This window comes from Massilia sp. TWP1-3-3, from assembly GCF_049897805.1.
In the GTDB taxonomy this organism is placed as follows: domain Bacteria; phylum Pseudomonadota; class Gammaproteobacteria; order Burkholderiales; family Burkholderiaceae_D; genus Telluria_A.
On the sequence record NZ_JAFCWX010000035.1, the window covers coordinates 45,446 to 57,309 of the forward strand.

Annotated in this window: 7 protein-coding genes; 5 read left to right on the top strand and 2 right to left on the bottom strand. The window is 63.7% G+C overall.

What is annotated here, in order from left to right; translation table 11 throughout:
* Positions 1–86: 86 nt before the first annotated feature.
* Positions 87–1,415, bottom strand: a complete 1,329-nt coding sequence (locus ACP7D4_RS24405; RefSeq protein WP_426211825.1) for a sigma-54 interaction domain-containing protein — start codon at positions 1,413–1,415, stop codon at positions 87–89.
* A 203-nt stretch (positions 1,416–1,618) separates the two neighbouring features.
* Between ACP7D4_RS24405 and ACP7D4_RS24410 the strand changes: the two genes are divergently transcribed.
* The 5 genes from ACP7D4_RS24410 to ACP7D4_RS24430 all read left to right on the top strand — a co-directional run bounded on the left by ACP7D4_RS24410 (position 1,619) and on the right by ACP7D4_RS24430 (position 10,386).
* Positions 1,619–3,142: a dipeptidase gene (locus tag ACP7D4_RS24410; RefSeq protein ID WP_426211827.1), complete on the top strand. Its 1,524-nt coding sequence runs from the start codon at positions 1,619–1,621 to the stop codon at positions 3,140–3,142.
* Positions 3,143–3,637: 495 nt separating this feature from the next.
* On the top strand, positions 3,638–4,753 hold the full coding sequence (gene galT, locus ACP7D4_RS24415; RefSeq protein WP_426100288.1) for a galactose-1-phosphate uridylyltransferase: 1,116 nt from the start codon (positions 3,638–3,640) through the stop codon (positions 4,751–4,753).
* Positions 4,750–5,847, top strand: a complete 1,098-nt coding sequence (galK, locus tag ACP7D4_RS24420; RefSeq protein ID WP_426211828.1) for a galactokinase — start codon at positions 4,750–4,752, stop codon at positions 5,845–5,847. Before galT ends, galK begins: the two co-directional genes overlap by 4 nt.
* Entirely contained in the window at positions 5,840–7,636 is a 1,797-nt protein-coding gene (locus ACP7D4_RS24425) for a glycoside hydrolase family 2 protein (RefSeq protein ID WP_426100292.1), read from the top strand. The genes galK and ACP7D4_RS24425 overlap by 8 nt, the downstream gene beginning before the upstream one ends.
* A 128-nt stretch (positions 7,637–7,764) precedes the next feature.
* On the top strand, positions 7,765–10,386 hold the full coding sequence (locus ACP7D4_RS24430; protein WP_426211830.1) for an NAD(P)-binding protein: 2,622 nt from the start codon (positions 7,765–7,767) through the stop codon (positions 10,384–10,386).
* A gap of 840 nt (positions 10,387–11,226) precedes the next feature.
* On the opposite strand, the gene ACP7D4_RS24435 is transcribed toward ACP7D4_RS24430, so the two are convergent.
* Complete coding sequence (locus ACP7D4_RS24435) at positions 11,227–11,484, bottom strand: hypothetical protein (protein WP_426211832.1); 258 nt, start codon at positions 11,482–11,484, stop codon at positions 11,227–11,229.
* Positions 11,485–11,864: the final 380 nt, after the last annotated feature.

Sequence of the window (11,864 nt, forward strand, 5' to 3'; positions counted from 1 at the left end):
TTGGCCGCCGGCGTGGCGCACCCTGCTGTACGGGGCGACGGGGGACGCGGCAGCCAGTCCCGGCGTTTGTCGCACGGTTGTGACAGTCATGGAGCGTCGGGCGCGATGCCGTGCTTGGCCATCTGGCGATACAGCGTCATGCGCGATATGGCCAGCTCGCGGGCAGCATGTGTCACGTTGCCGCCGCTACGCTCGAGGCTGGCAAGAATGGCGGCGCGTTCGGCCAGGCTGCGCGAGTCGCCGAGCTGGACCGCGTCGGGTACGCCCGCCTGCGGCCCCGGCAGCCCGAGGTCGTGCGGACCGATCAGGCGTCCTTCGGCCAGCACCAGCGCGCGCCGTACCCGATTGATCAGTTCGCGCACGTTGCCGGGCCAATCGTGCTCGCACAGGGCGCGCCGGGCGGCCGCGCTGAAGCCCTTCAGGCGCGGCGGCTTGTCGATCGCGTAGGCATGGAAGAACTGTTCAGCCAGCGCGACCAGGTCGTCGCGCCGCTCGCGCAGCGGGGGCACCGTCAGCGGCAGCACGTTGAGCCGGTAATACAGGTCTTCGCGGAATTGTCCGGCCAGCACTGCCTGCTGCAGATTGACGTGCGAGGCGGCAACCACGCGCACGTCGATGGCGATCGAGCGGGTCGAGCCGATACGATAAATGGTTTTTTCCTGGAGAAAGCGCAGCAAGTTCGATTGCAAGTCTTTGGGCAGGTCGGCGATTTCGTCAAGGAAGACAGTGCCGCCGCCGGCCGACTCGATCAGGCCGACCTTGTCGCGCGCGGCGCCGGTAAAGGCGCCGCGCGCATGGCCGAACAGTTCGGACTGGATCAGGGCGGCGGGAATGGCGCCGCAGTTGATCGGCACGAACGGCGCACTGGCGCGCGCCGATGCGCTGTGGATGGCCTGGGCCGCCAGTTCCTTGCCGCTGCCGCTTTCGCCCCAAATCAGCACCGGGGCGTCGGCCCCGGCGATCTTGCGGATCTGGACACGCAAGCGGGTGATGGCGGCGCTGGCCCCGGTCAGGGCCATGGGCCCGGCGTGCGGCGCGGGCGCGGCAGAATGCAGCAGCGCCAACCCATGCGCATGGCCAAGGATGTGGCGCAGGCGCGGCGGATCGAGCGGCAGCGTGTGATAGTCGTACAAGTGCTCGGCGGCCAGTTCGCAAAAGCCACTTTGGCGTACCGTGGCGGCGTCAGCCACGCCCACCCACTGCACTTGCCAGTGGTGGCGCAGGAAACGGTCGATGGCGGCCAGGCCAGGCGCACCACCCTGGCGCGGCAGGAACAGCAAGCCGGTGAGAACGACGTTGGTGCGCAGTAACCGGGCAGCTTCGGCCAAGGTGGCGGCGGCGTGCAACTCCCAGTCGGGCAGCAGCGCGCAGCAGCCGTGCTCATCGCCAACGCAAAGTAATTTTCTGTTTGCCATGAAATCCCCCGGACGCGCGGAAGCGGCGCGCCCGCCAGCGTCAAGTGGTTCGATCAATCACGCCGAGCTTGGTTCGACGCGGGCACTTGACGCAGGTTCAGCTATCCGGGGGCGCCTGGGGTGGCGCGGCACCGCGCGGCAGCCAGGCCAAATGGTGCTAGACTTGTCCGTCAGAAATTACACACTCGACAAAGCGACCATTCATGCGTGAATACATCACCGTTTGCGCCACCGTTGCCAGCTTGCTGCTCGGTTTTGCCCAGGGCGCGAATGCGGCCCCCCACAAGCCGGGCCCGGCCGCGATCGGGGCGGCCCGGCATGCCGTGCGCGCTTATGGCGGCGCCGTCATTGACAGCCTGGCGGCGATGGTCAGTTTCAACACCGTGGCCGACAAGGACGTGCCATTCGAGCGCAATGCGCAGCACCTGGGCTTCAAGCACTATCTGAAGGAGCATGCGGCGCGTCTGGGCCTGGACTATGTTGATTACGGCTACGTGGTGGTCATCGGGCTGGGCCAGTCGAGTGAGCGGGTCGGCATTATCACGCACGGCGACGTGCAGCCGGTCGATCCGTCCAAATGGAAACAGTCGCCATTCCTGCTGGACCGAACCAGCGAACCCGGACGCCTGGTCGGGCGCGGCACCGAGGATGACAAAGGACCAATCGCCACCGCCATGTATGCGATGAAGGCGATCAAGGACCAGAAACTGGCCCTGTCGAAACGGCTCGAACTGTATGTCTACATGGCCGAGGAATCGGACTGGGCGCCGCTTGAAGCGTTTCTCAAGACGCATGTGCCGCCGCAAATGAACATCACCATCGATGCAGAGTATCCGGTCGTCATCGCCGAGAAAGGCTGGGGCGCCGTCAGCGTGACGCTGCCAGCCAGGCCGGGGCCGACCAATGCTCCCGATGCTCCCTTTATCAGCGGGTTTACGGGCGGCTTTTTCGGCAGCCAGATTCCCGAGGACGCGAGCGCGACCATCGAGCATGCCACGCCGGCGCTCGAAGCGCAGGTCAGATCGCGCGCGGCGCGCCAGCAGGGGATGCGCTACAGCTATGCCTGGCACGGCACGCAGCTGGGCATCAAGGCGCGCGGCGTCTCGGCCCATTCCTCCAAGCCCGAAGATGGCGTGAATGCAATCAGCATGCTCGCTGACGCGCTCAAGGTCCAGAATTGGCCCGACAACCAGGCGGGCGCGCTGGTCAATTTCCTCAACGACATGATCGGCACCGGGATCTACGGCGAACGTTTTGGCACGATCGCTTATCGCGACGCCTTCATGGGGCCGATGACGTTTGCGCCCACGGTGATCAAGCAGGCAGGCGACGGTTTGCAGTTGAGCATCAACCTGAGGCGGCCGCGCGGCAAGAGCGGCGCGCAACTCGAGTCGGAAGTGCGGGCGGCGCTCGACGCGTGGCAGAAGCGGCATGTAGCGCTGGACGAGATCAAAATACAGCTGAGCGATCCGTGGATCCAGGACGATGCGCCGCAGGTGCCCACCCTGCTGTCGGTGTTTTCCTACTATACCGGAGTCAAGCATGTGCAAGCCGTGGCGGTAGGGGGATCTACCAATGCCCGCCTGTTTCCGCATGCCGTCAGCTTCGGTCCCGGCATGCCGGGCAAGGTGTATTCAGGGCACTCCGAGCACGAATTCATCAGCACCGAACAGTTGCTGCTAAATTTGCAGATGTACACGGCGGCCATGGCCGAACTGGCCAAGTAGGACCACCCTGCGGGGCTCGGCGCCCTGCTGCGCTCCCGGAAATCGGGGCTCAGCTTGACACGGGGCGTTGTCGTCAACGGCGCCCATCAAAAATTTCCATCCGCCAGTGTCGGGCCATCACGCGTCAAGCGATGTGCCCGGCCGAGCTATGCTACGGCCTGCCATCAATAACCGGCTCGCACAGCCGTCAGGCGCGCGCTGCGGCGACCCGTCTGCCGCGATCCTCCAGTAAGAACGCCTCTTTTTTCTGTAGGTGGGCGCCTACATTATGTAACCTTGATTACAGTGAAACCGCTGCCTCCCTTACCTCCCCGCTATGGGAGAAAAAGGACGATGTCGTCGCGCATTTACCGGCGGTCACAAGCTCTTTTCGGCAAGAAATTGACTGCCCAAAAGGCCCGAAATCGGGCTGAAAACCGCGTGATAGCATCCCTCCCTTTGACGCGACTGCACCTGTTGTTCGCGCTGGCAACGTTAATGCTGGATAGATGATTTATGCACAGCCTCGACCTGATCAAGCCCGACGGGCGCAACATGACCTTGTACAGCAACCGGCCCATTTCGCCCGGCCTGAGTGCGCCTAGTCCCTTCCCGGAGCCGCAACATGCCGATCCGCACCTGCGCTGGCATCCGCTGCGCGGCGAATGGGTCACGTACGCGGCATACCGCCAGAACCGCACGTACCAGCCGCCACCGGAGTACAACCCGCTCGCGCCCATGCGCGACGCGGACCATCCCACGGAAATGCCGGCCGGCGACTACGAGATTGCCGTCTTCGACAACCGTTTCCCTTCGCTTGCGCTGAACGCGAGCGCGGCGCCGGCGCTGACGGTGCCAACCGCGCCGGGGCACGGGCATTGCGAAGTAGTCGTTTTCACCCAGGATGCGCTCTCGTCGCTGGGCGCGCTGCCGCTCTCGCGCATCGACCTGCTGCTGCAGGTGTGGGGTGAGCGCAGCGTGCGGCTGGGCGCCTTGCCCGGCATCGCATACGTGCTGCCGTTTGAAAACCGCGGCGCCGAGGTTGGCGTTACCTTGCACCATCCGCACGGCCAGATTTACGCCTATCCCGTGGTGCCGCCGGTGCCGGCGCGCATGCTGGCACAAGAGCGCGACTATTACGACAAACACGCCAGCAGCCTGCTGTGCGACATGGCGCGCGATGAGGCGGCCAGCGGCGAGCGCGTGCTGTACGTGGGCGAGCATGCGATCGCCTTCGTGCCCGCTTGCGCGCGCTACCCGTTCGAGGTGTGGGTGATGCCGCGCGCACCCACGCGCGACTTCGCCGCCCTGACAATGGCGCAGCGTAGCGACCTGGCGCGCGCCCTCAAGACCGTGCTGCTCAAATACGAACATCTGTGGGACCGCCCCTTTCCCTACCTGATGGCCTGGTACCAGGCGCCCACCGACGGCGCCGCGCACCCGGAAACCCAGCTGCATGCGCAGTTTTATCCGCCCTTTCGCACGCGCGAGCGCCTTAAGTTCCTGGCCGGTACCGAACTGGGAGCGGGCATGTTCGCCATGGATGTGCTGCCCGAAACGACTGCCTTGGCATTGCAGCAGGTAAAGGTGCTGTTCGACGTGACAGGCGCTGTGCAGGTGCAAGCATCATGAGCGCGCTGTCGATGGAACGGTTTTTCGGCGGTGCGCCACAGGTCCATGAGTCCGCGCCCGGGCGCGTCAACCTGCTCGGCGAGCATACCGACTACAACGACGGCTACATGCTGCCGGTGGCCACGCCCCAGCGCACCGAAGTGGCGCTGGCGGCCAGCCGCGACGGCCATTTCAATCTGTATTCGGCCACGCTTGATGCAAGCGTGCGCTTCGCCCCGGCCGAGGCGGCGCCGCCCGGCTTTGCCAGCTATATCGAAGGTTGCATCCGCATGGTCGAGGCCGAAGGTTTCAGCGTGCCGCCGCTGCGCGTGTATGTCAGCACCGCGCTGCCGGTCGGTGCCGGGCTGTCCTCGAGCGCGGCGCTGGAAGTGGCCATGCTGCGCGCGCTGCGCACGCTGCTCGCGCTGCCATTCGACGATGTGGCGCTGGCGCGCATGGCGCAACGGGCGGAGATTGCGTATGCCAAGGTCAATTGCGGCATCATGGACCAAATGGCCGCCAGCCTGGCCGACACCGGCCACATGCTGTTCATCGACGCGCGCACGCTAAGCTACCAGCTGTGCGAGATTCCCACCGACAGCGAAATGATCGTTGTCGACTCCGGTGTCCCGCGCAGCTTGGCGGCAAGCAAGTACAACGAGCGGCGCGCGGAATGCGACGAGGCGGCGCGCCGGCTGGGCGTGCCGACGCTGCGCGACGTGGCCGACCCGGACAGCGTCGAGGCGCTGCCGGCGCCGCTGCGCCAGCGCGCCCGTCACGTGGTGCGCGAAAACGCGCGGGTGCTCGAAGCGGTCGGCGGAGTCGGCGCGCGCCGTTTCGGTGAGCTGATGAACGAATCGCACGCCAGCCTGCGCGACGACTATGAAGTGTCGATTCCCGCGCTCGACTATCTGACCGATTATTTGCGCGTACAGCCCGATGTCTACGGCGCGCGCCTGACCGGCGCCGGTTTTTGCGGCGCCTGCGTGGCGCTGTGCCGCAAAGGGGCAGCCGCGCGCGCTGGCGCCGCCGCGCTGGCGCGCTTCAATGCTGGCGGCATGCAGGGCAGCCTGCTGATTCCGGTGCTTTCCCACAGCGAGGACAACAATGAGTGATTTTGAGTATCCGCGCCCGCAGCTCGTGCGTGACCATTGGGTGAGCCTGAACGGTCCCTGGAAATTCGTGTTCGACGACGAGCGGCGCTTCAGATTTCCGAATGGCGCGACCGAATGGACCGACACGATCGAGGTGCCTTTCCCGCCCGAAGCGAGCGCCAGCGGCATCGGCGACACGGGCTTTCATACGGTATGCTGGTACGAACGGGAGTTCGAGTGCCTGCCCACTGCCGGCCACACGATCCTGCATTTCGGTGCCGTCGACTATCGCGCGCGGGTCTGGGTCAACCAATGCCTGGTGGCCGAGCACGAGGGCGGACATACACCGTTTGCGGCCAACATCAGCTGTGCGCTCAAGGCAGACGGCAAGCAAGTGGTGACGGTCTGCGCCGAGGACGACCCGCACGACCTTGCCAAGCCGCGCGGCAAGCAAGACTGGTTGCTCGAGCCGCACTCGATCTGGTATCCGCGCACCACGGGGATCTGGCAAAGCGTGTGGCTTGAACAAGTAGCATCGACCTACATCCAGAGCTTGCGCTGGACCCCTATCTTTGAAACGTACGAAATCGGCTGCGAGATTGTCGCTACCGGCGACATTATCGAGGACCTGTTTGTCGAAGTAAAAATCTGGCATGGCGACAACCTGCTGGCCGACGACCATTACAAACTGCTGGGACACGAAGCGAACCGCAAGATTGCCCTGTCCGACCCCGGCATCGACGACTCGCGCAACGAACTGCTGTGGAGCCCCGAGCGGCCCACGCTGCTTGACGCCGAAATCACGCTGCATCACGAGGGTGTGGTGCTCGACACGGTCCATTCGTACACCGCGCTGCGCTCGGTGGCGATCAACCGCGACCGGTTCATGCTTAACGGACGCGCCTACGCCTTGCGTCTGGTGCTTGACCAAGGTTACTGGCCCGACACCTTGATGACCGCACCGTCCGACGCCGCCCTCAAGCGCGACGTCGAACTGGCCAAGGCGATGGGCTTTAACGGGGTGCGCAAGCACCAGAAAATTGAAGACCCGCGTTACCTGTACTGGGCCGACCGGCTGGGCCTGCTGGTGTGGGAGGAAATGCCGTCGGCCTACCGCTTCAGTCCCAAGGCCATCACGCGCATGGTGCGCGAGTGGACCGAGGCGATCGAACGCGACTACAGTCATCCATGCATCATCGTCTGGGTTGCCTTCAACGAATCGTGGGGCGTGCCCAATCTGACGCTGACCCAGGCGCACCGCAACGCGGTCGAAGCGCTGTATCACCTGACGCGCATGCTCGACGCCACCCGGCCCGTGATCGGCAATGATGGCTGGGAGGCGTCGGCCACTGACATCCTCGGCATCCACGACTACGATTGCAATCCTGAAAAAATCGCGGCGCGCTACACCACGACCGAGCCCACCCGCACGCTGTTCGACCAGCGCCGTCCCGGGGGGCGCATTCTGACCCTGGACGGCTTTCCGCACCGCGGACAGCCGATCGTGCTGACCGAATTCGGCGGTATCGCCTTCGACCAGGGCGCGCCCGTGGGGGGCAAGAAAACCTGGGGCTATTCGCGCGCGCACGATGCCGACAGCTTTATCGACCTGTACCGGCGCCTGCTGGCCGTGGTCAACACGACGACCATGTTCAGCGGCTTTTGCTACACCCAGTTCAGCGACACGTTCCAGGAGGCGAACGGCCTGTTGCGCGCCGACCGCACGCCCAAGGTGCCGCTCGAGATGATCTGCGCTGCAACACGCAACGACGCCAAGGAGGAAGAAGAAGGCCACCCGGGGATGATCTAGCCGCCACCACCACCACGCCTGCGACGAACTGTCCCGGGGCAGCGCGCCCGGGACAATGTGCCGGCAGGCTGTAGCACGACCAACTATTTTGTCAACGACACGCCCGGCACGGGCGACAAGGAGCCAACATGCCAACCATCATCGTTTTCTGCCACTTGCGCTGGGATTTCGTCTACCAGCGCCCGCAACAGCTACTCTCGCGGCTGGCACAGCACTACCGCATCCTCTTCATCGAGGAGCCGGTCCACGATGGCGGCGACAGTTTCATAGAACAGTCCCATCCGGCTCCCAACGTGACCGTCTGCCGTCCCCACACCCCTTTGCACGCAAGCGGCTTTCACGACGACCAGATTCCGCTGCTGCGTCCCTTGCTCGGCACACTGTTGCCGCCCGGCGAGCGCCCCATTGCCTGGTTCTACACGCCCATGGCGCTGCCGCTGCTGCAGGAACTCGACCCGAGCCTGGTGGTTTACGACTGCATGGACGAACTGGCGGCCTTCAAGAACTCGCCCAAGCAATTGTTGCAGCGCGAGTCAGCGTTGCTGAACCTGGCCGACCTGGTCTTTGCGGGCGGGCCGAGCCTGTACCAGGCCAAGCGCGAACGGCATGCCAATGTCCATTGCTTTCCCAGCAGCGTTGATGTGCGCCACTTCGAACGGGCGTTTGAGCGGGGCGGCAGTCATCCTGAGCAACACGCGCTGGCCCGGCCGCGGTTGGGGTTTTACGGCGTCATCGACGAACGTTTCGACTGCGCCTTGATCGCCGAGCTGGCCGACGCCCACCCCGACTGGCAGGTGGTGCTGGTCGGGCCGGTGCTCAAGATCAATCCGGCAAGCTTGCCGCAGCGCCCCAACATTCATTACTTCGGCCAACGCACCTATGAGGAATTGCCTGCCTTCCTGGCCGGGTGGGACGTCTGCCTGCTGCCGTTCGCTTTGAACGATGCGACGCGTTTTATCAGCCCGACCAAGGTGCTGGAATATATGGCTGCCGAATTGCCCATCGTCAGCACAGCGATCACCGATGTCGCACAGCCGTACGGACACATCGTTGCCATCGCCAGCGATGAGCCCGGCTTTATCGCTGCGTGTGAAGCAGCGCTGGACATGGGCGCCGACGCGCATGTGGCGATGCTCGCGCAGATGCGCGCGACCGTGGCGGCGACGTCGTGGGACATTACTGCCGACGCGATGCGCTTGCTCATAGCCGCCGCGCCGGTACGCCGCGGTGCACCGCGATTCGCGCCGCCCAAAAGCGCAGGTGTCGGCGCCGACAGCGGCGGCAAGGTCAACCCGCTGCGTTCACAAAGCGGGGCGCAAAAGGTGCACAGCGTCATCATTGGCGCGGGCCCCACGGGGCTGTCGGCCGCCTACCACCTGGGCGAGGGCGCGTTACTGCTGGAGAAAAATGCCAGCGTGGGGGGCTGGTGCCGCTCGATCGACGACCATGGCTTCACGTTCGACTACGCCGGGCACATCATGTTCTCGAATGACCCCTACGTGCTGCAGATGTACGAATTGCTGCTGGGGCCGAACCTGCACTGGCAAAACCGCGAAGCCTGGGTCTACAGCAAGCAGGTCTATACGCGTTACCCGTTCCAGGGCGCACTGTACGGGCTACCGCCGAAGGTCATCACTGAATGTATCGTGGGTGCGATCGAGGCCCGCTTCGGCAGCATGGCCGGCGCCGACAACACTGCGCAGTGTGCCGTCAAACCGCTGGACGATTGCTGTGCCGATGGTACGGCAGAGGTTGCCAATACGGCCAGCTTTGCTCCCCGCAAGCGCGAGATGCAGAACTTCGAGGAATTCATCTACAAGGTGTGGGGCAGCGGCATTGCGAAGCATTTCGCCATTCCTTACAACAAGAAATTGTGGACGGTGCCCCTGTCCGAAATGGAAACATCTTGGCTGGGCGGGCGTGTGCCGCTCCCCGACCTGGAAGACATCATCGAAGGCGCGCTCGAATCAGTGGGTAAACCCCTGGGGCCGAATGCGCGCTTCGGCTATCCGCTTACCGGTGGCTTCCAGGCGCTGATGTCGGGCTTCTTACCCCATATCAAGGGTCGCATCGAAATGAACGCGTCGGCGGCCCAGTTGCTGCCGCGCGAACACGTGCTGGTGATGGCAGACGGAAGCCGCTACCGCTACGATCACCTGGTCAGTACGATGCCCTTGCCTGAACTGATCAAGCTGATTGGGGCCGAGGCGCCGGAAGAGGTGCGTGCGGCGGCCAACGGGCTGCGGCACATATCCGTTCGCTGCGTGAACCTGGGGGTAGGGCGCGAAAATCTCACGGACAAGCATTGGATCTACTATCCCGAAGACACCATTTTTCACCGCATCTTCGTGCAAGGGAACGCCAGCCCGCACTGTAATCCTCCGGGCGGCTTTGGGCTGACCTGCGAGATTTCCTATTCGCCGTGGAAACCCTTGCCGCTGGACGGACAGGCGCTGATTGAGCGCTGCATTGCTGACTGCGTCAAGGTCGGGATGCTGCAACCGGACGACCGCATGCTGACGGCCAACCTGGTAGATATGCCTTATGCCTACGTCATTTACGACCAGGCGCGCGCAGCCAATGTGGGCACGGTAAAGGACTGGCTCGCGCGCTACGATATCGTGTTGGCTGGACGCTATAGCGAGTGGGAGTATTACAATTCCGATCATGCATTCTTAGCGGGGAAAAAAGCGGCCGAGGCAGTGTTGCGGCTGCGAGCCGACGCGGCCCAGATCGTCAGTTCAGACTGAGCCGGTACCGGCATGTGGGGCGGAGCGCTCTGCAGGGCCATCCGTTGCACGGTCCGGCGCTGCCCTGTCCCGATTGCGGCGCTTCGCGTAACGTCATTGTCGCGTTGGCCGGCGTCACCGCTACCTGCTGGCGCGGGGCTGCGCTGCTCGTGCCTGGCGCAAGCTGGTAGTTCAAGCCGGACAGTGAAACCGGCTAGTCGATGCGTGACGTTATCGAATCGGGGCGAGCGCGCCTTTTGCGCTGCGGTAGAGGACCCTGCTGCCCGTTCGTGGGCCTGTAGGCCGTTGGTCCGCAGGCCGATCCAGCATTCACGATAGTCCTGGCTCTGGCGTGCGCAGCAGGCAGGATCACAATGATCAATCGAGCGCTGCGTTGGCCTGGGCAATACGCGGACTCGACAATCGACAACTGGCGCGTTGCGTTGGCTTGCGCAACATGCCAATGCCGACAATTATCAGCGAAAGCGCCCTGCACAGGCGTGCCCAGCATGTCCACCTCGACAAAGGTGAGCCGGGGGTCGCGTGCGCAACATGCGACCTCGACAATTTCGAGCTTAGCGCGCTGCACGAGCGTGCGCAGCATGCCGGCCGCGACAAAGGTAAGTCAGTGCGCTGCACTGGCGTGCGAAGCACGACTACCTCGACAAAGGTGAGTCATTGCGCTGCACTGGCGTGCGCAGAATTCCGACCTCGACAAAGGTGAGTCAGTCCGCTGCACTGGCGTGCGCAGCATGTGACCTCGAAAATTTCGAGCTAAGCGCGCTGCACTGGCGTGCGCAGCATGCCGACCTCGACAAAGGTGAGTCAGTGCGCCGCACTGGCGTACGCAGCATGCCGACCTCAACAAAGGTGAGTCAGTGCGCCGCACTGGCGTACGCAGCATGCGACCTCGACAACTTCGACCTTAGCGCGCTGCATTGGCGTACGCAACATGCAGACCTGGACGAATGTGAGCAGCACGACCTCGAAAAATCTGAGCGGGGCGCTGCCTGGCATGCGCCACATGCGGACCTCGACACATATGAGCTTGAGCGCTGCGCTGGCGCGCAGCATGCCGACCTCAATAATTGGTATCGGCTGCACTGGCTTGCGCAGCATGCCGACCTTGATAAATATGGCCAGCGCGTCGCACTGACGTGTACAGCACGTCGACCTTGATAAATAAGAGCGAGTGCGCTGCGCTTGCGTGCGCCGTATGCCAGCCTCGAAAAATACGAGCTAGTGTCTGCAACTCCATTAGGTAAATATCCTGAAAATCTCGCGATAATGCTCGCACAGCTTCGGCTTTGTCCCGCTTTTGTTCCTTGTCTATCGGCGACTTCGGAGCATTTATATGTAACGAGATTTCAATTTATGACACTAGCCTGAATGTTGCATGAATTTCTTCTCGCCCCCGGATTTTTCCAACGTGGCTAGCTGCGCGTGGTCATCGCGGCGTCAGGCTAAGCTCGCCCTACCCATGCTCTATGAGCGGCCTT